This window comes from Chitinophaga sp. 180180018-3 (assembly GCF_037893185.1).
Classification (GTDB): Bacteria; Bacteroidota; Bacteroidia; order Chitinophagales; family Chitinophagaceae; genus Chitinophaga.
In genome coordinates this window covers 555,935-577,909 of record NZ_CP140772.1, presented here as the reverse complement: position 1 = coordinate 577,909, position 21,975 = coordinate 555,935, and the positions used below count along the sequence as shown (strand labels likewise).

The 21,975-nt window shown below is 44.4% G+C and carries 21 protein-coding genes; 8 read left to right on the top strand and 13 right to left on the bottom strand.

The genetic code is table 11. The annotated features are described in order from the left end of the window. Positions 1-9 precede the first annotated feature (9 nt). Entirely contained in the window at positions 10-843 is an 834-nt protein-coding gene (locus UNH61_RS02325; protein ID WP_326990498.1) for a universal stress protein, read from the bottom strand. Positions 844-907: 64 nt separating this feature from the next. Beyond that, positions 908-1,126 (bottom strand): Hsp20/alpha crystallin family protein, encoded by a 219-nt coding sequence (locus UNH61_RS02320; protein WP_326990497.1) that lies wholly within the window; start codon positions 1,124-1,126, stop codon positions 908-910. Positions 1,127-1,299: 173 nt separating this feature from the next. On the opposite strand from UNH61_RS02320, the gene UNH61_RS02315 reads away from it, so the two are divergent. Continuing rightward, positions 1,300-2,136 carry a universal stress protein gene (locus UNH61_RS02315; protein ID WP_326990496.1) on the top strand — a complete coding sequence of 279 codons (837 nt, stop codon included), beginning with the start codon at positions 1,300-1,302 and terminating at the stop codon, positions 2,134-2,136. A 115-nt stretch (positions 2,137-2,251) separates the two neighbouring features. Here UNH61_RS02315 and UNH61_RS02310 read toward each other — a convergent pair whose 3' ends face one another. Beyond that, positions 2,252-2,650 carry a hypothetical protein gene (locus UNH61_RS02310; RefSeq protein WP_326990495.1) on the bottom strand — a complete coding sequence of 133 codons (399 nt, stop codon included), beginning with the start codon at positions 2,648-2,650 and terminating at the stop codon, positions 2,252-2,254. Positions 2,651-2,784: 134 nt separating this feature from the next. Here UNH61_RS02310 and UNH61_RS02305 point away from each other — a divergent pair, with 134 nt between their 5' ends. Genes UNH61_RS02305 through UNH61_RS02295 form a run of 3 tightly spaced genes read left to right on the top strand, consistent with a single transcriptional unit; the run spans position 2,785 to position 6,212 of the window. Then, on the top strand, positions 2,785-3,564 hold the full coding sequence (locus UNH61_RS02305) for a TIGR00730 family Rossman fold protein (protein WP_326990494.1): 780 nt from the start codon (positions 2,785-2,787) through the stop codon (positions 3,562-3,564). A gap of 9 nt (positions 3,565-3,573) precedes the next feature. Beyond that, complete coding sequence (locus tag UNH61_RS02300) at positions 3,574-5,151, top strand: PAS domain-containing sensor histidine kinase (RefSeq protein WP_326990493.1); 1,578 nt, start codon at positions 3,574-3,576, stop codon at positions 5,149-5,151. Between the two features lie 2 nt (positions 5,152-5,153). Next, the gene (locus tag UNH61_RS02295) at positions 5,154-6,212 is read left to right on the top strand and encodes a response regulator (RefSeq protein WP_326990492.1); all 1,059 of its coding nucleotides are present in this window, start codon (positions 5,154-5,156) and stop codon (positions 6,210-6,212) included. On the opposite strand, the gene UNH61_RS02290 is transcribed toward UNH61_RS02295, so the two are convergent. Then, a complete protein-coding gene (locus UNH61_RS02290; RefSeq protein WP_326990491.1) occupies positions 6,209-6,607 on the bottom strand; it encodes a hypothetical protein in 399 nt (132 codons plus the stop codon). The genes UNH61_RS02295 and UNH61_RS02290 overlap by 4 nt on opposite strands. 360 nt (positions 6,608-6,967) lie before the next feature. Between UNH61_RS02290 and UNH61_RS02285 the strand changes: the two genes are divergently transcribed. Next, on the top strand, positions 6,968-7,240 hold the full coding sequence (locus tag UNH61_RS02285) for a hypothetical protein (RefSeq protein WP_326990490.1): 273 nt from the start codon (positions 6,968-6,970) through the stop codon (positions 7,238-7,240). 5 nt (positions 7,241-7,245) lie between these two features. Continuing rightward, complete coding sequence (locus UNH61_RS02280; RefSeq protein WP_326990489.1) at positions 7,246-8,409, top strand: hypothetical protein; 1,164 nt, start codon at positions 7,246-7,248, stop codon at positions 8,407-8,409. A 3-nt stretch (positions 8,410-8,412) separates the two neighbouring features. Here the strand turns inward: UNH61_RS02280 and UNH61_RS02275 are convergent, their stop codons facing one another. From UNH61_RS02275 to UNH61_RS02255, 5 genes are all read right to left on the bottom strand, one after another. Continuing rightward, entirely contained in the window at positions 8,413-8,805 is a 393-nt protein-coding gene (locus tag UNH61_RS02275; protein ID WP_326990488.1) for a hypothetical protein, read from the bottom strand. A gap of 72 nt (positions 8,806-8,877) precedes the next feature. Further along, positions 8,878-11,940, bottom strand: a complete 3,063-nt coding sequence (locus UNH61_RS02270) for an efflux RND transporter permease subunit (protein WP_326990487.1) — start codon at positions 11,938-11,940, stop codon at positions 8,878-8,880. A gap of 5 nt (positions 11,941-11,945) precedes the next feature. Continuing rightward, positions 11,946-12,866, bottom strand: coding sequence for an HlyD family efflux transporter periplasmic adaptor subunit (locus tag UNH61_RS02265; RefSeq protein ID WP_326990486.1), 921 nt, complete (start codon positions 12,864-12,866; stop codon positions 11,946-11,948). Positions 12,867-12,872: 6 nt separating this feature from the next. Beyond that, entirely contained in the window at positions 12,873-14,114 is a 1,242-nt protein-coding gene (locus UNH61_RS02260) for a TolC family protein (protein WP_326990485.1), read from the bottom strand. Between the two features lie 172 nt (positions 14,115-14,286). Continuing rightward, positions 14,287-14,547 carry an FAD-dependent oxidoreductase gene (locus UNH61_RS02255; RefSeq protein WP_326990484.1) on the bottom strand — a complete coding sequence of 87 codons (261 nt, stop codon included), beginning with the start codon at positions 14,545-14,547 and terminating at the stop codon, positions 14,287-14,289. A gap of 367 nt (positions 14,548-14,914) precedes the next feature. On the opposite strand from UNH61_RS02255, the gene UNH61_RS02250 reads away from it, so the two are divergent. Further along, positions 14,915-15,685 carry a DeoR/GlpR family DNA-binding transcription regulator gene (locus UNH61_RS02250; RefSeq protein WP_326990483.1) on the top strand — a complete coding sequence of 257 codons (771 nt, stop codon included), beginning with the start codon at positions 14,915-14,917 and terminating at the stop codon, positions 15,683-15,685. Between the two features lies 1 nt (position 15,686). Here the strand turns inward: UNH61_RS02250 and UNH61_RS02245 are convergent, their stop codons facing one another. Further along, complete coding sequence (locus UNH61_RS02245) at positions 15,687-15,956, bottom strand: Ada metal-binding domain-containing protein (RefSeq protein WP_326990482.1); 270 nt, start codon at positions 15,954-15,956, stop codon at positions 15,687-15,689. Positions 15,957-16,042: 86 nt separating this feature from the next. Between UNH61_RS02245 and UNH61_RS02240 the strand changes: the two genes are divergently transcribed. Then, on the top strand, positions 16,043-16,486 hold the full coding sequence (locus tag UNH61_RS02240; protein WP_326990481.1) for a DinB family protein: 444 nt from the start codon (positions 16,043-16,045) through the stop codon (positions 16,484-16,486). A 58-nt stretch (positions 16,487-16,544) separates the two neighbouring features. Here UNH61_RS02240 and UNH61_RS02235 read toward each other — a convergent pair whose 3' ends face one another. The 3 genes from UNH61_RS02235 to UNH61_RS02225 all read right to left on the bottom strand — a co-directional run bounded on the left by UNH61_RS02235 (position 16,545) and on the right by UNH61_RS02225 (position 21,975). After that, entirely contained in the window at positions 16,545-17,537 is a 993-nt protein-coding gene (locus UNH61_RS02235) for a hypothetical protein (protein ID WP_326990480.1), read from the bottom strand. Between the two features lie 358 nt (positions 17,538-17,895). Further along, positions 17,896-20,184, bottom strand: coding sequence for a beta-glucosidase BglX (gene bglX, locus UNH61_RS02230; protein ID WP_326990479.1), 2,289 nt, complete (start codon positions 20,182-20,184; stop codon positions 17,896-17,898). A gap of 24 nt (positions 20,185-20,208) precedes the next feature. Then, positions 20,209-21,975 (bottom strand): family 43 glycosylhydrolase, encoded by a 1,767-nt coding sequence (locus UNH61_RS02225; protein WP_326990478.1) that lies wholly within the window; start codon positions 21,973-21,975, stop codon positions 20,209-20,211.

Genomic DNA, 21,975 nt, shown 5'->3' with positions numbered 1-21,975 from the left:
ATTTGGTGTTTAATAATGTGAAATAAAAATCGGTTGTGTTACCAGCTTTACTACCGGGATGGCGGGATTAGGAATAAATAACTCTGCCAGGCTGCTTCGGCCGAAAGCACCCATGACAATGAAAGTGCTATCGTTTCCGAACAGCTTCTCCAACAAGCCGGCCTTCATATTATCGTCTTTAGATATAGTAACTGATACCTTTTCATAATGGCAATCCAACCATTCTTTTAATTTCTCTTCATCGCCTCTGACTGTTTTTCTTTCTTCTATAATACTCAACAACTTTACCCGGTGCCCGCGGAATTGAGGAAACAGGTAAGTGAATTGTTTAATAGCAAACATGGAAGCGCGGCTTCCATTGTATGCAAATACAATCTCATCTATGCCATCAAAACTTTCGGGAGCCAATACTACCGGGCATTCTGCCTGCCTTAATACACTTCTTACAAAAGAAGACGGAATAGCTTCGGTTTTCCATGAGAAGGAGCTGGAGGCATCTATCACTATAAGATCAGCATAACGGCTTTCCTTTATTACTTCAACAGAAGGTAATCCCGGCATCGTATGCGTGATATTATTAACACCATTCACCTCACAGATATTCCGGAACCGGCAGATACTATCGTCTCTGTAAAGCTCCTTCTGACCAGCCAGTTCGGCGCCGGGCACTTCCGGGATCTCTGCCATCTCTCTGATGTATTCTCCTGAACGGAGCTCAAGTTCTTTATTTTCGAGAAAGACGCCGGTCAGTTTTGAATGTGTCAGATTGCAGAGATAGCACGCAAATTCAAGCGCTACCCGGTTCAGTTTAACAGCATCTGTTACATACAATATCTTTTCCATAAAATAGTTTTGCATTTTTCAACCCTGCCGATATACCGGCGGGGTTGAAAAAAGTTTGATTGGATCAATCAACGGAGATCTGGACGATTTTCCCGTTCTTCACAGCTTCTTCGCTTTTTGGCAACTTCACTTTAAGAACACCATCTTCATATTTAGCTTCTATCTTATCTTTCCTGACCCCATCCGGTAAATTGAAACTCCTCGAAAAGCTGTTGTAGTTGGGTTTGAAAAAGTCGTCGGAAGACGGAAATAACGCTGTTCGTTTGGTTAATGCCTGAAACATAATTACCTCCTTTTTCCTGCTAAACTATTCAGGAAAGCTTCTATATAAAATGATTTCCCTCATCCTGAAAACTGATCTTAGTCAGTAGCGTTGCAGCTATCCAGTATCATGATATCAGCTGACGATAATCATGGCAATCCCCTGCTTACATTTCTATCTTTAGAAAAAAAACTATGGAAAAGATATTGCTCATGGCAGGTGGTTCCAATCCCACTATACATGCTATAAACTTCGCCTGTTACCTCTCAGGCATTACCCGTTCAAAACTTACAGGTTACTTCTTTGAGAAAGAGCTGCATGCAGACAAGCCGGAAATGAAAACCATGCTGGGGTTTCCCTATGTAGAGAGCATTACCAACAAGGATTATCCTGAGTATACTGAAAAGCAATCAGATCTGAAGAGTCATATCAGGACGTTCGAAGAAACCTGCGAAAAAAAAGGCATTCATGCTACTTCAAAATACCTGGAAGAACCTACACTCCAGCAATTGATCAAAGAGAGCAAATTTGCAGATCTTATTATTGCAGACGCCACCGTATCCCATATTCCGGTGGCACAGGACGCTCCCTCTACCCTACTGCAGGAATTGCTGGCATCTGCACAGTGCCCGGTAGTAATTGCGCCGTCTGCGTTTACACCGGTGAATGAAGTTATTTTCTGTTACGACGGTAGTGCATCTTCCATCTTTGCTATGAAACAGTTCTCCTATATACTTCCGGAATTCGATAATGCAAGGGCTACAGTATTACAAATTGGTAAAGAGGAAATCTCTATAGATGATAAAAAAAGAATTAGCAAATGGCTGAGCAGGCATTTTGAATATACAGATATCATTACCCTGAAGGGCGACGCAGAGCAGCAGCTTTTTGATTATTTGCTCAAAAAGAAACATGCTATGGTTGTAATGGGAGCATATGGGCGTAGTACCTTGTCCCGGTTGTTCAGGCATAGTTATGCAGACCTTTTAATTAAGACGCTTGCGTATCCTGTTTTCATCACACATTACTAATTTTAAATGTCATGATATGAAACAAGCAATTTTATCATCACATTGCGGGGCATCCTTCAGGCATGAAGCCTGGCTATAATAGCCAGGCTTCATGCATTTAAATCTATTTGTAATATTATTCTGAATCTGCTTCATCAGGTAAACTGAATACCTCCGGATTATCCGGTTTACCGGCCGCATTCAACTTTTCAAGCGTCCAATCGCTGGTTCCTGTCACCTCCAGCCACAAATCGCCGGATCTTCTCAATATCTGAACACTTAACCCGAATAAATGGCGAAAATCATGTTCAATGGCAAGCGCAGTACGATAGTTGCCAACATCCAGCCATCCGAAGCTATGCTGTATCCTGATTTTTTCAATGGGCGTATCTGCCGGCACAGCGTTCTCCTGGGGAGAACATTTTCTATCGGCGTGAGGTTCGCGGAAAAACTCCAGTTTCAGGTAAGGGTAAAGTTCGTGGAATTTATCTTGTATATCCGCCACAACAGCTTCTTCGCTTATATATATTTTCATAGCACTACTTTTTTCTTTTACAATAATAGCACGCTGTCTTTCGTAGAAAAATGAGTAACATCAGATATTATTATGATCCAGGTCATAACCCAGACGGGAAAACGGGTGGAAATTGACAATGCAAATTATTAGTCATGGAACCGTTATACACTTCCCCGGGCAAATCGGAGAACGTAAAAAAACTGGTCTTACAGGAAGAAGAAAAGCATTTCCTAGAGGGGCCAGGCTCAAGGTTGAAGGAACTGAAATTTACCTTAAGAATGCTCACCGAATTTATCCGGGGATTCCGGGTATTCCATTTTGCAGGGCCCTGTATCGCTATTTTTGGCTCTGCCAGGGTAAAACCGGAATCCGAATACTACGAGATGGCCCGTCAGATGGGGGCGGGCATAGCCGGTATTGGCTTTTCCGTAATGACAGGAGGCGGACCGGGTATCATGGAAGCGGCCAACCGGGGCGCACGGGAAGCTAACGGCAAGTCTGTTGGTTGTAATATACAGCTCCCGGCAGAGCAACAACCGAATCAGTGGATGGACCGGCATTTCGACTGCCACTATCTTTTTGTCAGGAAGGTGCTGATGTTTAAATATTCCTACGGATTTGTTATCATGCCAGGCGGGATAGGCACGCTGGACGAATTTTCTGAGGCATTAACTTTGATTCAGACGCATAAAATTCTTAACTTTCCGATCGTTCTGATGAGCAAAGGGTACTGGGAGCCATTAATGCCGCTGTTTCATAAGATGATTGACAGTTACATGCTGGAACCGGACATCATGAAGTATATATTGCTTACTGATTCGGTAACAGAGGCATTGGAACATCTGCAACAGTTTGTGGTAACCAAATACAGGCTGATGCAGCATAAAGAACTCAGGCCGATTGCCCTGCTGGGAGAATCAGCTCCACAATAAAAACGACCTATGAGCATTTCCGTTAACGACTTAGACATAAACTTCCAGCTCAGCATATTTGCTGCAATCATGGAACGGATACCCGGACTGGTTGCAGTAAAAGAACTTGGCCAGGATCAACTGATGTATATCAATGAAACCGGAATATCCCTGCTGGGAACGGATGATTACGCTGCTCTTGAACTGTTGATAACACAGAATGGACTTGGAACCGGCAATAGTGTAAAGGACGGTATAGGAAAACCTCCCCAGGAAGGTAAGTGGAAAAATATCAGGAATGAGGTTTTCACCGGCATTTATGAAGAAATACTACTGAAGCATCAACAAAAAAAATATTGTTTTTTCCGTATTACAGATGTCGTTTCGACACGCAACTACCGGCAACAGCTGCAAGAGGAGTTACAACGCTTCGGCGCGCTGTTCGACTATGCCAGCATAGGAATCCTGGTTACCAATCAACAGGGAGAGATCACTATGATCAACAGTTTTGCGCTGGAACAATTTGGGTATAAGCGGGAAGAACTGGTCGGCAAAAAAATAGAGATACTGATTCCTCAACGGGTTCATCAACGCCATTTAAAACATCGCGAACATTACAACGCTCATCCTCAAAGCAGGCCTATGGGTATAGGTCTGGACCTTTTTGCTATTGATAAAAACGGAGCAGAATTCCCTGTGGAAATCAGTCTTAGCCATTATTCAAATGAGGAAGGTAATTTTGTTATTGCCTATATCAACAATATCACTGAAAGAAAGAAAGCCGAAGAAAAGATTGCCCAACTCAACAGCGAACTGGAAAACATGGTGGAGGAAAGAACACAGCAGCTCCGTCAGGCGCTGGCTGACCTGGAACACTCCAAAGAAGAACTGACCGTTGCACTTGGCCGGGAAAAAGAACTGGGCGATCTGAAGTCGCGCTTCGTATCTATGGCCTCCCATGAATTCAGAACGCCGCTCAGTACTATACTCTCTTCTGCATTCCTGGTGAAGCACTACGGCGAAGACCAGGATCAGCCTATACGCAACAAGCATATCCAGCGGATCGTAAATTCTGTCAGCCTTCTTACTGACACTTTAAATGATTTTCTTTCCGTAGGAAAAATAGAGGAAGGTAAGATACAGGTCCGCTATTCGGAATTTGGTGTAGAGGAACATTTTAATACTATTATACAGGAAATGCAGGGCATGGTCAAAGAAGGCCAGACAGTCGAGTACAAACATGACGGTGATCTTATTGTGTCGTTAGATGCCTCCCTCCTGAAACATATAGTTATGAACCTGCTGGGAAATGCCATTAAATTTTCTAAAGCAGACAGTCATATCACTTTACACACAGCTACCGCCAACGGCGAATTTCTTTTTACCATTAAAGATAATGGCATCGGTATGTCGCAGGAAGATCAGCAACATCTTTTTGAAAGATTTTACCGCGGCACTAATGTAAGTAACATACAAGGTACCGGACTGGGACTGCATATTGTTCAAAAATACACCGAGTTAATGCTTGGGAGTATCTCCTGTGAAAGCAAACTGGGTGAAGGCACCACTTTTAATATCACATTCCCTCAGGAAAACAAAAAGCCCTGATCATGAAAACGATTCTTCTCATCGAAGACAATGATGAATTACGTGAGAACACAGCCGATATCCTGTCGATAGCCGGCTACGAGGTTATCACCGCCGAGAATGGCAAAACAGGTATTGAAACAATCCTCAAACAGAAACCAGACCTGGTTGTATGCGATATCATGATGCCCGAGCTCGACGGATTTGGTGTATTGCACCTGATGCATCAGCTTGAAAATGTAAAAAACACCCCGTTTATTTTCCTCACTGCCAAAACAGAACGGGCGGATATAAGAAAAGGTATGGGTATGGGAGCAGATGACTATATCACGAAACCATTTACCAGCACCGAGTTGTGGGATGCCGTGGCGAGCAGATTAAAGAAGGCTGCCATCCGTGAACAGGAATTCTCGCCTAACCTGCAGGGACTGAACAAACTGATGTACGAGGCTACAGGCAGAGAAACGCTGAAAAACCTGGCTGACGGAAGGAACATCGATAAGTACAAAAAGAAACAAACCATTTACCTCGAAGGTAACCGCCCTACCCGTCTTTATTATGTTCAGAAAGGTAAAGTGAAAGCTTATAAGAGTAACGACTTTGGCAAAGAACTCGTCATAGATCTCTATAGCGAAGGCGATTTCTTTGGATACACCGCTTTATTGGAAAACAGTCCGTATAAAGAAAGTACCACCACTCTTGAAGACAGCGAAATAGCGGTTATCCCGCTAAGCGATTTTGAAGAGTTGATCAACAATAATCATGAAGTGGCCATTCAGCTAATACGTATGCTGGCAAAAAATATTACAACGAAGGAACAGCAATTGCTTGGACTTGCCTATAATTCACTCAGGAAAAAAGTAGCGGAAGCTATTATCAATCTTCATAAAAAATACAACGAAGGGAAAGAACCTCCCTTTACAATCGGCGTGAGCAGGGAAAATCTCGCTTCTATTGCCGGCACAGCAACCGAATCGCTCATTCGCACATTAGGCGACTTCAGAGACGAAAATCTCATTGAGATAAGGGGAAGCCAGGTAATTATCCTCGATGAAAAGAAACTGACTAACATGCTGGGCTAAGCATTAGGAAATCTGCCATCAAGATAGTTACTGAAATCTGAATTCAACCTGTCAAATATATCCCAGGTAAGTGTGATACGCCCTGCTATGCCACGTTGCATATTGCTTATTACTTTTACCTGGGACGCAGAATCTGCGTCCCCTATCATTGTTCGTAACTCATTGACTTCATGCCTTAAAAGACCAATCTGTTCATCCTGTTTCAGGAACCTGTTATGAAATGCCTCCAGTGTGTCCAATTCCTCCCGCCGTAAACGCGAAGCCAGCACATCAGCCAACCTGGTTTTAAAATAAATATTCCGCTCTTCCATTTCTTTCAAAACAAGTTTCCAATCTTCATTTTGGATCAACAGTTTTTTCAGATCATCCGTCATCTTCGTTATTAGTTTTGACATTTCCGGGTCAATTTAACACAGCAAAATAAACCTATACATGATCATGGTCAGGATTTATGCTGATCATGATCACATCAATATATTTTCCATTTATTGACTCAAAGTTAGACAATAGCTCTCCCGGGAAATATGATCCTGATTCTTACAAATAATGATCTTTGTCAGATAGTGGCCAGCTTCTGGCTATTCCTGGCTCGTAATGCTATATCTTTATCTGTATTATTTATTAAATGTGTCAAAAACGAAACACAATCAATTTTTTCCGTAAATTCACTGTAGAAAACCAGTAGCTATCGTCGTCAGTTTTTAAAATGTATATTAACCTTCTGTAAGCTCGAACACCCTAAATAAACACACTCTATGAAAAAAGTAACCTTATGCCTCGAGTTCCGTGGTGGGAAAGGACATGCCTACGTAAACGTAGTACCCTCCAATTATGGTATTGAAAAAGTTGCTGCCTCCGGTTGTATTGAATATGAACTTGCCAGCCCGGGTACTTATACCATTATGTTTGAAGGCAATTCTCCTGCAGGAGGTACTACTGCCACCCTGTACATAGATGATGCAGTTTTCGCCACCAGAACTATCAGCAGCGAGGGTTATTATTCCCGGTATTTCAAAATCACAATTTAACATTTATGCGTAAACCCCTGTTATTTATTGCTGTTAACCTGCTATGTTTTTTGCCGGTGTTGCTACAGGCCCAGACAAAAGCCGATTCTGTAAAGCGTACTATCAGAACTGCTGCTGATCTTAAATCAGGGAACAGTCAGGATGTACTGATCAGTTTTTTCCAGCTGGCGTTTAATGATCTCACAGGCCCTCAGAAAAGCCTGAAATTTCAATCGTCTATTTTTGCTATCAAAGTAAAAACAGACGATAAACTTTGGGTAGACACTAACTATATCCGCCAGAAATTTGCGAGAAATTTTGTCTTCTCCGTTGCCCCTCAACTGGATACCAATTTCCGGTTTAAAGGCAATACAATCGGGCTGAAATATGCCCTGATCAATAACCGGGATAAGACAGTATTTGATTTTGCCACCGACTTCGGAGAAGAACATGCAGCATTAAAAAATGCTATATTGAACGAATATCTGGGCACTCATCCCAGCGATGCGGACTACGACAAGGCGTTGAATTTCTTTGTTGATGCCAATGATCCGGACACACCACAAACGCCCGTTCAGGAGCTGCCAGCCGCATTTGTAGCCGTTATGCAGCAACATATGCGTACCAGCCGGCACTTTAAAGATCTTACACCCGAGGCTTTCCGGGGTATTATGGAGAAGAATTATGCGTTGATGGCCAACTATGTGGAGAACCGCGGATTATGGACCCTTGAAGGAAATTTTTCCAGTGATAATAAAGGTAAATTATTCTCAGCCATCAATATCAACACCGAATACCTGAAGGGCATGCTAAGGCATAACAGTAAGATGAATATCGAACTTAACCTGAAAGCATCCATGATCTTTGGAGATGATACTGCCATCATTCATAAACCTGATGTAGGGCAGCGTCAGTTATTCTCTTTTGCCGGCGGATTCAACTGGATCATCCTGAAAAACAAAAACAGGAAATCCATTATTGAGTTGAAAGGCGCCATTGCCTACAATAATGTATTGCAGGGAAAATATGATAATGAAGACAGGAGTAAATTTACCGGACAAGGCAGCCTGCGGGTGCGGATCACGAACGACATCTGGATACCGGTGGATATAAAATACGATCCAAAGAACGGCAATGTGCTCGGATTCCTGAGTATCCGTTCAAATTTCGACTGGCTGAAGAAAACGTGATGATTACTTCTTCACTATCTTCGATGCAACGAAAGCAAACAATCCGAGTACCAGGCCCGATACGATGCCCACCACAGGTCCTGTCATCGCCATCATCAGTCGCGGGCTGTCGGGCATCGGCATCTTTGCCATCATTTCCGCTTCCTTCTGGTGATTGGCGATATAGGTGCCGAACAACAAGATATGCGCAGTAGTAATCCACACACAGTTGAAGATGCTCACCATAAAGCCGTGCTGGAAATACCGGGCCTCACATTTCTTCGCAATAATATATGCGCAGATGATAAAGATAACCAGCCAGCAAACCGGCTCGATGTTCGATGGGATAAAATAAACCGTCCCGAGTGCCATTGCCAGGCCGAAAAGGGAAAGCTTGAAGATTAAACTCCAGTTCATATTGTAACAGTTTAGGTATACAGATATTGCTTATCAATAACAGTGCTCACGTGTTATTATAAAGATACATATTTAAATGGTGCTTTCATTCATACGACGCTGCTTTCCCTTGTATCTGATTCTCATTAATCCGGGCAATACAATCAGCAACAACGGCAGCGCAATAATAAAGCCTCCGATTACAGCTATAGCCAGCGGCTGGTGCAGCTGGGCACCTGTGCCAATGCCCAATGCAATAGGCATCAACGCCACTATCGCTCCCAGCGCCGTCATCAGCTTGGGCCTTAACCTCGTAGAGATGGAATATACAATGGCATCATCTACACTCTGTGAATGCGTCAGCGATTCCCTGAACTGAAGGAAGGTAAATATACCGTTCTCCCCGATGATACCTACTATCATAATCAGACCGGTATAACTGCCTACGTTCAGTGGCGTATGCGTGATATATAATGCCACATAACTACCTGCAATTCCCAATACCGCTACCAGTAATATGATCAGGGCATCCATAAAATCGCGGTAAAGGAAAAGGATCACGCCAAACACCAGCAGGCTTGCTGTAATAAGTATGATCAACAATTCACGGAACGATTGCTGCTGATCAGCATATGCGCCACCGTAACTGATACTGTATCCCTGAGGCAGGGTTATTTCCGTGCTTACCTTTTGGGAAATCTCTTTCATAACGGAGCCAAGATCACGGTTATCCAGCCGGGCAGTAACGATACCCATCGACTGAAGGTTTTCTCTTTGCATCTCGGCCTCTCCACTATTGATTTTCACACTGGCAAGGTCTGTTACCGGTCTCAATTTACCATCGGGCATAAATATCTGCAAATGTCCTATATCCGTTACCGTTAGCTTTGTATTACCGGGGTATACAAGCCGTATATTAGACAGTTGTTCTTTTTCAAACACCGCACCTGCCACATTTCCTTCCAATGCTGTTTGCAGCTGAAACTGCAGGCTGGCAGGAGTAATACCATATTGAGCCAGCAACCGGCTATTGGGCTCCATGCTCACAGAAGGACCTGCTATCACCACACCATCGAACACATCTGCAGTGCCATGTACTTCGCTGATAACGGCCGCCACTCTGTGGGAAAGGTCGTGCAGGGTTTGCTGGTCGTTGCCGAATATTTTGACTTCCACCGGTTGTACCGACGTCATCAGATCGCCCAGCATATCGCCGATCACCTGCCCGAAATCAATACGCAGAGAGGGTTGTGTAGCTTCTATCTGTTTACGGATCTTATCAATCACCTCATTGGTAGATGCTGACCTGTTTTTTTTCAGTTGTATCAGGTAATCCCCTTTGTTAGGTTCCGTAATAAAGAACCCCATCTGTGTGCCGGTGCGCCTGGAATAAGCAGCTACCTCAGGAGTGCTGGTAATGATTTTTTCCACCTGCTGCAAAATGCGGTCTGTTTCTTCCAGCGAAGTACCAGGCGGCGAGCTATAGTCCAATACAATGCTACCTTCGTCCATTTCAGGCAGGAAGCCTGTTTCCAACTGCGGACCAATAAAAACGATGAGCCCCATGGTAATCAGTATCAGGGCCAAACTCACCCAGGGCCTGGTAATAAACCAGGTAACCCAGCGCTGTCGCTTTACATCATGTCCTTGTCTCAAATGTGCAGCAATGGACTTTCTTTCTTTTTTATTATTTGTTAGCAGGAGATAAATAACGGGAAGCCCTATCCATGTTACAAGGAATGAACACACCAGCGTAATGATCATGGTGTTGGTCATTACTTTGAAATAAGCGCCTGCTACTCCTGTCATCAGCAAAAACGGCAGGAAGATAACGATGGTGCTGAGGGAAGAGCCCAGCATAGCGGGGAACAGGTAGTTGATCGCTTTTTGTATGAGCATTAACGTTGGTTCATCCGGATGCTCTTCATGCGTGCGGTGTATTTGTTCTACTACCACTATGGCATCATCGATGATCAACCCTATTGCTGCGGCCATTGCACCCAGCGTCATGATGTTGAACGTTTGTCCGGTGGCGTACAGCACTATCAGTGTCAGCAGCAGCGTAACAGGTATAGTAATCAGTATAGTGCTGCTGGCCTTCAGAGAACGAAGGAAGATGATGGCCACAGCAATAGCGAGGAGCAGCCCGATCCATAAGCTGTCTGTTACACTTCTGATGGCATCCTTCACGAAATCGGCCTGTATGTAATACGGTGATATTTTCACATCTGCCGGCAATGTCTTCCTGAGGGCTTCAATCTTCGCCTGCATCTTATCGGAAAGATCCACCAGGTTAGCATTCGGCTGTTTGATTACCGCTATGAGTATAGCATCTTTACCGTTTGCATTGATCTTGATATATTCCTTTGCTTCTTTTATTTCTACCGCAGCTATATCGGCAAGGGTAACAATACGTTTACCATTGTTGCTGACCACCAGCTTTTCGAGTTTGTCTTTGGTGTCCACTACAGCATCAGTAACGGTAAGGTACAACAGCCGGTAGTCCGACAGGTATCCGTTCGAGCGGATGAAGTTGGTTTGACTGAGCGCGGTATTGATCAGATCAGGAGTGATACCAAATGTATTCATCTTCTGCATATCGAGTTGCACCCAGTATTCCTTGTTCTTTCCTCCTATGATCCTCACCTCGGAAACGCCTTCCACCTGCGACAGAAAAGGTTTAATCGTATAGGTAGCCAGGTATTTCAGATCGATAGGCGACCGGTTATGGCTTTCCAGCGTATAGCCGCTAACCGGTAGTATGGAAGGATTCATTCGTTCTACGGTGATCTGTATATCCGGAGGCAGGTTATTCTTTATTTCGGCAATTTTGGATTCAATGCGTTGCTGACTGATGTTGATATCGGCATTCCAGTCCATAAACGCTGATATCTCACAACTTCCTCTGCTGGTAGTACTGCGTATCAGCTTCAGATCAGGTACCTGCTTGATAGCAAGCTCCAGTGGCCGGGTTACAGTGATCGCCATTTTATTGACAGGTTGCTGCCCCGCATCGGCAATGATCTTGATTTTAGGGAAGGTGATTTCCGGGAACAGGGCCGACTGCATTCTGCTGTAAGCAAACAATCCGCCTGCTATGATGATCACCAGCAGTACGGCGACCGGGTTTTTATATGCCGTGAAAAAGTTCTTCATGCCGCTCATTTATTAATGATGGAAACGGTAGCAGTGTCTGGCAGCCCGTAATTGCCGCTGGTCAATACTTTATCCTGTGCAGTCAACGCAGGTGAGAGGATTTCTACCTTTCCGTCTGTTTCCATTCCTTTCGTGACTGGTATTTTCACTGCCGTTGTACTATCGGTCATCTTCATGATCCAATATTCGTTCTGTACTTCATCAGAAAGTACAGCCGCCTTGGGTACAAATACAGTATTTGTTTTTACACTTTTGAGCAATCGCACTTTGGCGATAAGATTTTCCGGGATCACCTTTGCAGAAACAACTCTGATCACATAGTTCTGCGTTTGCGAAACAGAATCGACTGTGGGTAATGGCTCGTTCATGATGCCAGGCAGCCGTTGGCCATCGGGCAGTACCACTGTTACCTGCCGGTTGGCGGGGATCAGCGACGTATACTCATATGGCAAACTAAGGATAAAGGCGAAACTGTTGTCATCCGATATGGTAGCCAGCTGCTCTCCGTCCTGTACGTAGCTGCCGGCCTGCATAGACAGCTGTGTAATATAGCCGTTACCGGTAGCCCTGATGGGGATGAGGCCGGTGAAATGAAAAGAAGTATCGAGCCGGTTGATGGTATTACCCAGGTTTTCTGCTTCTTTTGTTTTGAGCATGAACAACACCTGTCCTTTTGAAACATGCTGCCCCTGTTTTATATTCGATACCTGCAGGTAGCCGTTGGCAACGGCTTTGACATTTGTTTTAAGCAGAAAAGCAGCTGTTGCGTTCAATTCCACAGAATCGCCCATCATACCCGTTTCCGGCGACACCACCGTTACAGGCGTACCAGGAACGGATGCTTTGTCGCCCGCCTCAGGGGCTTTACTGTTGCAGGCTGTAGCGATCATAAGCCACGCGGCCGGTAGCAATGGAAATAGTTTCATAGCTTATCAGTTAGTGCTATTCCAGTAGTTAATCTGGTTAATCAGCTGGTATTTATTGACGATATTCTGGGTGATCACATTCTTTGCGTTCAGGTAATTGTTGATCGCTATCACGTAGTCCGCAATTCTTACATCACCATGTACGAGCAGGAGCTTATTTGCCTGCATCAGGCCATCAGCGTAGGTGATCTGTGTGCGGGCATCATCAATCAGTTGTTGTGCAGCCGTCAACTGCTGCAACAACTGTTGCACCTGTTGATTGTATTGGCGGGAAAAGAAATCCTGATAATTCTTCCTTGTCTCTTCCGAGATGGCTATTTTATCGTGCTGCATTTTTCTTTGCCTTCCGTCATATATCGGTACCACCAGGCTAAGCCCAGCACTTACACCTACATTCTTGTAAGGATCTATGGCCAGGGTGGAGTTAAATCCGCCATCCCCGAACAGGTTTATTTTCGGACGGTAAGCCAGGTTAACTGCAGCATCTGCATTCCGCAGCTGGAGGCTATCGACGATAAACTGACGATAGAACACGGTATTCTCGAGCCCGGGCAGGTGCTCTATCCGCAGCGCGGGGTCGGGTAATGGCGTAAATGAAGTATCGGTAAGGCCGGAAAGATAATTCAGCTGTGCATAATTGTTGGCATACTGTGCGCGGAGCTGTTTCAGTAATAATTCCTGCTGCCGCAGCGTTACGAGAAAAGTCAGGTAATCAATTTGTTTATAAGTACCCGTTTGCGTTAGTTTCTTCAATATCACCTCCTCTTCCCTTAGCAGGCTCAGCACTTCATTATTGAAACTATACTGCGCCCAGTCGCCATACGCGATAATATACTGGGCAATGATACTCTTCTTCAGGTCCTGTTCGGAGATCTTTGCGGTGTTGCGGGTTCCCTGGTTCTGGATATCAATTCCCTGCAACTGATTACGCAGGTTCTTCTTTCCATTCAGTTCTTTGGATGCAGATACCAGTGCATTCACCTGTGCGCCGTTTGTGATAGCATTATCATATCCATAGCCGTGTATCAGCGGGGCGTATGTGCTGGTGCTTACACCATTCACCTGTGGTCCGTACGCAGCCCTTAAACGAAGGCTATCTATCCCGGCCGACCTGATCTGGTTTTGATAATCTTTAAGTAGCGGGCTATTCTGTTTAGCCTTTTCCACGTAAAAACCAAGATCTTTTTCCTGACATATGGCCCGGACAGAAAGGAAAACAATCAGTAATAAAAGTCCTACTTGTTTCATCTTGTCAGATCTTTAATTGCTGCTAACGAATTATTTAACAATTGCAGGCAAACTCTTCTTTTAAGATATAACAAATGTAGGAGGTAATTCTGTTTAAGTTCTGAAGTAAAAAGAATCAGGAATTTTGGGTTAAATTCCTGATTCACGCAATCTGTTAGGATAGTCGTATATACTATACCGTTATCATTTTATTTTCATTCGTATTGAGCAGATAACGTTTAGCCGTGGCCGTAAAAATCTGCAGCTGTGTCTGTTTCCAGTAGCTGGAGATACCTTTGGCAAAGTCGGCCTGCTCCAGCAACAGTGTGCTGTAATTCCTGGAAGCAGCGTCCAGTGCGATTCCCAACCTTGTAGCACCACCACCGATAATGACCACATCCCAGGGCTTGTCTCCGGCAGCTTTCAGTTTTTTTACTGATTCAATTCTTTTCATTTTATTATCACAATCCTTTTGACTTCTTTCATTTATTTCATTTTACACACAAATAGAAATAAAAAGAAACTATTTGAAAATAAATTAGAAAATAAAATGAAATTTCAAAAGAATGAATGCTGAATGATAAGGAAATGATCTAAATATATCTATATAGTTGATAATATTAAATTTATAAATTCAATATAAACATCAGTAATTTCATATTATTTCATTTAAAGGAAATGAAAGGATAAATATTGTATATTCTTTCGGCAGTAAAACAACATCCTATAATAATATGAAACCAAATTACCTGATATTTGTGTGGGTGCGATGTTTGACAAGCGGATACAGGCAGACTTATAATGAGTTATTTTTATAGTATATGTCTATGATTAATATTGCAGAACGCCATAAATTTATCCTCAGCAGATTGCATGAGAAGGGATATGTGAATGTACTTGAACTGTGCAAGGAGCTGGATGTATCTGGCGTGACTATACGAAAAGATCTGAAGTTACTGGAAGATAAATCGCTGTTGTTCCGGTCGCATGGCGGCGCTACTATTCATAACCCTTACACCATCGATAAACCGGTCAATGAAAAGGAAAGTATCCGTCGTGATGAAAAGACGTTAATCGGTCAAACAGCTGCCGCACAGATTGTTCCCAACGACGCTATCATTATTGCCTCAGGCACCTCTGTACTGGCGTTGGCAAAGCATATACAACCCAAAGGCCACCTGACGGTGATTACCGGTGCACTAAACGTTGCGCTGGAATTATTAAGAAGACCGGATATAGAAGTTATACAACTCGGAGGATATCTTCGTAAAACATCTACGTCGGTAACCGGCATTTATGCAGAAAAGATACTGGATGATTTTTCCTGCAGCAAGTTATTCCTGGGAGTAGATGGCATAGACCTGGAATTTGGGCTCACCACTACCAACATCATGGAGGCACATCTGAATCAGAAGATGATGGCCACCGCTCAGAAAACCATTGTGCTGGCCGATTCCAGTAAATTCGGCAAACGTGGGTTTGGAAGAATCTGCAGTGTGGAAGATATCGACGAAGTGATCACCGACAGCAGTATTTCCCAACATACTGTCAGGCTAATGGAAGATATGGGTGTAAAAGTAACGGTGGTGTAAATTATCCGGCTGCGAGACGGATTTTCCATTGCCTGTATTTATCAGGCATACAGCGTCCACAAGGCCGGTACCCTTCCTGCAACGCTTCTGCTTCATCTTTAAAGAATACCCTGTTTATGATATTCATCCGTTTACCAGCGCTGCAGTGCAATGTTCCATAGATTTTTCCTTTGCTATAGCCGCCCAAAGCTATTTCACCGCTGTGTATAAGGCGGCTCAGCTGTTGCCTGATCGCGCCGGGAGAGTTGCCCAGTTTATGATGATAGAACATAACCTCAAAACTAATACATCGCTTGTAGCTGATCAACCCGGATATTGCGATGTTTAATTACCTTCACTTACTACAAATCAGCTTTTATGGAAAATACCGCTACTATACGTCTTGCCTGGCTGCTGGAAAACATTCCAACTGTGCTGGGCCAGCTGAACGAAGAAGAATGGCGCTTTAAACCCAGCCCTGAAAAATGGAGCAAACAAGAGATCCTCGGCCATCTGATAGATAGCGCCGCTAATAATCATCAACGTTTTGTAAGGATACAGGTGGAAGACGAACCCGTTATACGCTATAATCAGAACGACTGGAATAAATACAGCCGGCATCAGTTGCAACCGGCAACGTTGCTGCTGGATACGTGGACTACGTATAACCGCTTCCTGTTATCTCTGATAAAACACATTCCGGAAGCAGCGTTGACGCAGACTGGAATTGGCGGAGAAGGAAAGCCTTTTACACTGGCGTTTATTATCGACGACTATGTAGCACATATGGAACATCATTTGCGTCAGATCATCAACTATTAAAACATTGTGCAATAGCCCAAAGTGCCATCCGATAAGCACTTTGGGCTACTGCACAATGCTATTTATTCAACGTAGCTTTCAATTGCTTTATTTCACTATGCTGCTGTTGCATTTCTTTCTTTAGTTCAATAATATACAACGTCAGTTCTTCTATCTTCTGCAACAGTTGTTTATTCATATCTCCCAAATCAATCCCATCTTTTGTTACCTCGGCAGCGGAAGGAATCCCCGGCAAATGCTGATGTGCATTGATATATGCTTCTACCTCACCTAATGATGGCAGCTGATAGCCGGGCTGGAAAACAAAATCAGCCCAACCGGACTGGGTTACCCTGATTTTTCTCGCGGTGATATCTCCATTTACGGCCAGTTTGCTTTGCGGAGCGGCGGTGCCGATGCCAACATTACCATCGCCTCGTACGAAAAAAAGTTGCTTGCGACCTCCTGCCCGTGCACTTGCGTCAGCGTATGAATTGCCAAAAACCGAAAAGGCATAGCGGGCAGAAGTGGTATCGAGTGTGCCGATTGCAGTGCCGTAATTTTCGCCCCAGATGTAGGCAGCCGCGGCAGAGGGATTGGCGGGAGAAGACACATGTAATTGATACGTTGGCGTCAGCCCAATACCCATTTTCCCTGAAATAATTTCGTCGCCACCTGAGCTGGTTGCCGGTAGTTTATAAAATACATTGTTAACAAAATCGCATTTCAAACCCGAAAAATCCGCCGTTGCTATATACCCGGCAGGCGCTGTTATAGTTTGCCCGAAGGGCGTTGGTACAAGCGGAGAATTATAAGCCTGGCTGATATTTCGGTATTGTATTACACCCCAGCCATAATTGGCCCGGACCCACAATGCATTATTATATACATAGAAAGTAGCAACGCCAGGGTTTCCTCCAATACATTTTATTTCCATGCCATTAAAGCGATCCGTTAACCCTTCATATTTACTCACCATAATCCGATAGATTCCCTGTTGATTATAATAGTTAGGGTTGGCCTGTACATTTAATTCTATCACAGACGCATATCGATCCGTTGTTGCATTCATCTGCAGAATTTTATAATAGCATAGCTCATAGGGGGGCAGCGGCGCGTTAATTGAGCCCAACAAAACCCATCCCGGATCCTGAGCGGCAGCAACTGTGCTTTTGAGACAAGCTAAACCAACCAACATTAATGTAAGCAGAAAATTAAAAGTCGTTTTCATTTCAATTAGGTTTAAGGATTAAAAAAACTACAGCACCCTCTGAAAATTATTATTAGTTCACATGATAACTTACCAGGTATAGGTAGTCAAACAATATTTACAGAATGGTTAACAAGACATGAAGATACAATGTGTTACCCGTAAAAAAAAGACCGGGGAAGAATCCCCGGTCGTTCGTAACAGTAGTATTTATGATCCATTATAACAATTCAAAAGTTTCCCGCAACCTGATATCTGCAGAAGATGCTCCTATCATCAGATCAAACATTCCCGGTTCGGCTACCCATTGTAGCTGACTGTTAAAAAAAGACAGTTTTTCTTTACTGATTACAAACTGCACTGTTTTACTTTCCCCTGGTTGCAGGCTAATTTTCTGAAAATCCTTCAACTCCTTCACCGGCCGGGTTACGGATGCAACGCGGTCGTGCAGATACAACTGTACTACTTCCTCTCCTGCATAATTGCCGGTATTAGTGAGTGTAAAAGAGACATTAATTGTTTGTTCCTTATTTATTTTCGAAGTACTGAGTTTAAGTCCTTCGTATTTGAATGTAGTATAACTCAACCCATAGCCGAACGGGAACAGCGGATCGTTAGATACATCCAGATAGTTAGACCTGAACTTTTGCGCTGGTTTTCCTTCAGGCTGCGGGCGACCGGTATTCTTATGATTGTAGTAAACAGGTATTTGCCCTGCGTTACGCGGGAAACTCATCGTGAGTTTTCCGGAAGGATTATAATTACCGAACAGCACATCCGCAATGGCATTACCCGCTTCATGCCCCTGGAACCAAACCTGCAGGAGTGCAGTAGCTTCTTCATTCTCTGCTGTCAGCGTCAGTGGCCGGCCGCTCATCAGCACCACTACAAGGGGTTTACCTGTTTTGGCCAGTTCCGCCAGTAATTTGCGCTGGCTTTCCGGAATGCTGATATCAGATCTGCTGGCCGCTTCTCCACTCATTTCTGATGCCTCTCCTACTACCGCCACTATCACATCTGCTTTAGCTGCAGTAGCGGTTGCTTCGTCGAGCATCTGAGCCGGAGTTCTTTTATCAATATCAATCCTTTCTCCGAATACATTCACCTTTTGGGCAAAGCTGCTGTCGTCGCTGATATTAGCGCCTTTAGCATAGAGAACATTCACTCCGCTGCCACCTGCCTGCTTCATTCCCTGTAATACTGGTACTGAAGTCTGGATATCTCCGCTTACCGCCCAGGTACCCAGCATATTATTCCGGTTATCTGCCAACGGCCCTATCAGCGCGATTGTACCCGATTTTTTCAGTGGCAGTACCTGACGATCGTTCTTCAACAACACGCATGCTTTTGTACCAAACTCTCTGGCCGCCTGCCTCTTACCGGCACTACCTACTTCTTTCGAAGCAGCCGATGCATCACAGTAGCGATAAGGATCTTCAAATAATCCGAGCTTATACTTTGCTTCCAGTACTCTCCGGCAGGCATCATCTATTTCCTGTTGTGTAACCTTATGCTCTTTGAGAGATTGTTTCAGGGTCCCTACAAAACCTTCTCCAACCATATCCATATCCACACCGGCTTTCAATGCCAGTGCCGATACCGTTTGCAGATCTCCCAAACCGTGATCTATCATTTCATTGATGGAGGTATAATCTGTTACTACCATGCCTTTGAAGCCCCACTGTTTCCTCAGCAGATCTGTTAGCAGCCACCTGTTAGCCGATGCAGGCACGCCGTCTATTTCATTGAATGAGGTCATCACACTGCCTGCTCCTGCGTCAACTGCCGCTTTATAAGGGGGCAGGTAATATTCATACATTTTAATGCGGCTCATGTCGGTAGTGTTGTAATCCCTCCCGCCTTCAGCTGCGCCGTAAAGTGCGAAGTGTTTCACACAGGCCATCACACTGTATTTATCGCCCAGATGATTTCCCTGGTATCCTTTTACCATAGCAGCTGCAATCCTGGAGCCAAGATAAGTATCTTCTCCGGAGCCCTCTGCAACACGGCCCCAACGGGGATCGCGCGCAATATCCACCATAGGTGAAAACACCCAGTTCAGGCCATCCGAGCTGGCCTCAACAGCTGCCACACGGGCGCTCTTTTCAATCAGGCTCATATCCCAGCTACAGGAAAGTCCCAGTGGGATGGGGAAGGTTGTTTTATATCCGTGAATAACGTCCGACCCGAACAACAGCGGAATCTTAAGGCGACTTTTAGTTACCGCCAGTTCCTGGGCCTGACGGATCTTATCCACTCCTATCACCCCAAACAATCCGCCTACATTTCCTTTACTGATTTTTGCCTCTACGTCAGTACTTACTACCGCTCCGGTGGCCACTCCACCACCCGGGGTTAACAGGTTCAACTGTCCGATCTTTTCTTCCAGCGTCATCTTACCCATTAATCCGGTTACGAAAGTATTCATCTTTGCGTCTGTTTTCTGCGCGGCTACCTGCCCGTAAACACCCAGCAGGAGCGCTGTTAAAGAGAAAACTACTTTCTTCATAATGCTTTATTTATCGTTAATACTTTATTCTGATTTAATTACCTGTGTGCGAACAGATACGCCGTTTTCGTTGATCGCTTCTATACAGAAATAATAAGGCAGTTCTTTATCCATTCCCTTGAAATAATAATCGTTGTTATTATGTACCATGATGCAGTTGTATAACTTATCCGGCGCTATACCTGTGTAGATGTTGTAAGCATAGGCATTATCCACGGGCGACCATTTTATCCATGCGCTTCGTTTATCCTTCTCCGTTCGAAGCACTACAAAATCTTTTACGGTATCAGGTATAGCACCGTTGCCATTGCCGAAGACCCGGAAACCGCTCAGTGCAAATTTTCCACCGGGCATGTGAATATTCTCCATCTTCACATACCGCGCCTGTACAGGTGCGGGCAATTCAATGTAATCATGCGGCACATCTTTTCGCTGCTTACTCTTATCCGCTAATATCTTCCAATGCTTTCCATCAACGGAATACCAAAGCATATACTGATGAAAGATATCCGTTTGTTTTCCCATGAAAGGTGCATCCTGATCCGCGTAGTTTATCTGTACAGCGCGTACGGTGCTTACGGTCCCGAGGTCCGACTGTATCCACTCTCCCTTGTTACGGGTAGCTGCACTCCAATAAGTTTTGATACTTTCATCCACTGCATTGTTAGGTAAGTATCCTCCCAGTGTGGAAGATACTGTTACCGGTTTGTTGTAGTTCAGCAACATCCAACCAGTGAAGCCGGAGGCTTTATACCCGGCAGTACCTGCCGAATCGGCCGGGCCACGATGAGTATAATGTGGATAATCTCCGAAGGTAGTATTACAATACATCACATCATCGCCATCGAATCCTGCAGGCCAGAAGCCCAGGCGGCGTTCAAAACTGTTCTTAACGGCAACAACCATAGTAGATACATGCCACCAGTATCCGTTATTATCCTGGAAGGTGCTGCCATGGCCTGCTCCACGGGCATAACCTCCAGGCTTATACGAAACGGGGTTATGCGGCTGTGGCTTAAAGGGCCCGAGAGGATGATCACTTACTACAACGCCATCTGCATAGCCGCTGAATTCCGTTCCCGGTGCGCCATATTGCAGATAGTACTTACCGTTATGTTTGGTCATCCAGGCGCCTTCTATGAAAGGATCGAGGAAAGTATTGTCCATATTTTCACCAAATCGCTGCCAGCCATACCGTTCCGGCTCCAGGAGGTACATTTCTTTCCGGGTACCTTTGGGTTGTAAGGTTTTCCGGTCCATTTCCACACCATACAACGGATAACGGTTGCTGCTGCCGTTATACATGTACAACCGGCCATCATCATCTGTAAAAAAATCGGGATCCCAGCCTCCTATCTGCAGTGAATCTATTGCCTCCTTCCATTCATTGGCTTTGGGATTGGTGCTCATCCAGATAGGAAAATCACTCGTATAGGTAGATCCGAAAACGAGTAATGTATCTCCCATTACCCAGGCGGCAGGTGCACATAACTCGTCGTATACATGATGATATGGTTTCAGAAATTTCCTTGAAACAAAATGCCAGTTCAACAGATCCGGGCTCCACCAATAGCCCCATTGATTAGTGGAAAAAAGGTAATAGTCGCCCTTATAGTTCACAATCACCGGATCGGCTGTAGCCCTATGTTTTCCCCAGGTAGTGAAATTAGGAATAGGACAATAACCATAGTCTATATTCACCGGATTGCAATAAGTAGTTTGTGCCTCCGCCTGAATCCGGAAACAGACGATGCACCATAACATCAATATAAAAACATATAACCTTTTCAT

What these genes read in the sequence shown, in the direction of transcription:
- UNH61_RS02325 (WP_326990498.1), bottom strand. Translation starts at nt 843, where the DNA reads ATGGAAAAGATATTGTATGTAACAGATGCTGTTAAACTGAACCGGGTA.
- UNH61_RS02320 (WP_326990497.1), bottom strand. Translation starts at nt 1,126, where the DNA reads ATGTTTCAGGCATTAACCAAACGAACAGCGTTATTTCCGTCTTCCGAC.
- UNH61_RS02315 (WP_326990496.1), top strand. Translation starts at nt 1,300, where the DNA reads ATGGAAAAGATATTGCTCATGGCAGGTGGTTCCAATCCCACTATACAT.
- UNH61_RS02310 (WP_326990495.1), bottom strand. Translation starts at nt 2,650, where the DNA reads ATGAAAATATATATAAGCGAAGAAGCTGTTGTGGCGGATATACAAGAT.
- UNH61_RS02305 (WP_326990494.1), top strand. Translation starts at nt 2,785, where the DNA reads ATGGAACCGTTATACACTTCCCCGGGCAAATCGGAGAACGTAAAAAAA.
- UNH61_RS02300 (WP_326990493.1), top strand. Translation starts at nt 3,574, where the DNA reads ATGAGCATTTCCGTTAACGACTTAGACATAAACTTCCAGCTCAGCATA.
- UNH61_RS02295 (WP_326990492.1), top strand. Translation starts at nt 5,154, where the DNA reads ATGAAAACGATTCTTCTCATCGAAGACAATGATGAATTACGTGAGAAC.
- UNH61_RS02290 (WP_326990491.1), bottom strand. Translation starts at nt 6,607, where the DNA reads ATGTCAAAACTAATAACGAAGATGACGGATGATCTGAAAAAACTGTTG.
- UNH61_RS02285 (WP_326990490.1), top strand. Translation starts at nt 6,968, where the DNA reads ATGAAAAAAGTAACCTTATGCCTCGAGTTCCGTGGTGGGAAAGGACAT.
- UNH61_RS02280 (WP_326990489.1), top strand. Translation starts at nt 7,246, where the DNA reads ATGCGTAAACCCCTGTTATTTATTGCTGTTAACCTGCTATGTTTTTTG.
- UNH61_RS02275 (WP_326990488.1), bottom strand. Translation starts at nt 8,805, where the DNA reads ATGAACTGGAGTTTAATCTTCAAGCTTTCCCTTTTCGGCCTGGCAATG.
- UNH61_RS02270 (WP_326990487.1), bottom strand. Translation starts at nt 11,940, where the DNA reads ATGAAGAACTTTTTCACGGCATATAAAAACCCGGTCGCCGTACTGCTG.
- UNH61_RS02265 (WP_326990486.1), bottom strand. Translation starts at nt 12,866, where the DNA reads ATGAAACTATTTCCATTGCTACCGGCCGCGTGGCTTATGATCGCTACA.
- UNH61_RS02260 (WP_326990485.1), bottom strand. Translation starts at nt 14,114, where the DNA reads ATGAAACAAGTAGGACTTTTATTACTGATTGTTTTCCTTTCTGTCCGG.
- UNH61_RS02255 (WP_326990484.1), bottom strand. Translation starts at nt 14,547, where the DNA reads ATGAAAAGAATTGAATCAGTAAAAAAACTGAAAGCTGCCGGAGACAAG.
- UNH61_RS02250 (WP_326990483.1), top strand. Translation starts at nt 14,915, where the DNA reads ATGTCTATGATTAATATTGCAGAACGCCATAAATTTATCCTCAGCAGA.
- UNH61_RS02245 (WP_326990482.1), bottom strand. Translation starts at nt 15,956, where the DNA reads ATGTTCTATCATCATAAACTGGGCAACTCTCCCGGCGCGATCAGGCAA.
- UNH61_RS02240 (WP_326990481.1), top strand. Translation starts at nt 16,043, where the DNA reads ATGGAAAATACCGCTACTATACGTCTTGCCTGGCTGCTGGAAAACATT.
- UNH61_RS02235 (WP_326990480.1), bottom strand. Translation starts at nt 17,537, where the DNA reads ATGAATGCAACAACGGATCGATATGCGTCTGTGATAGAATTAAATGTA.
- bglX (WP_326990479.1), bottom strand. Translation starts at nt 20,184, where the DNA reads ATGAAGAAAGTAGTTTTCTCTTTAACAGCGCTCCTGCTGGGTGTTTAC.
- UNH61_RS02225 (WP_326990478.1), bottom strand. Translation starts at nt 21,975, where the DNA reads ATGAAAAGGTTATATGTTTTTATATTGATGTTATGGTGCATCGTCTGT.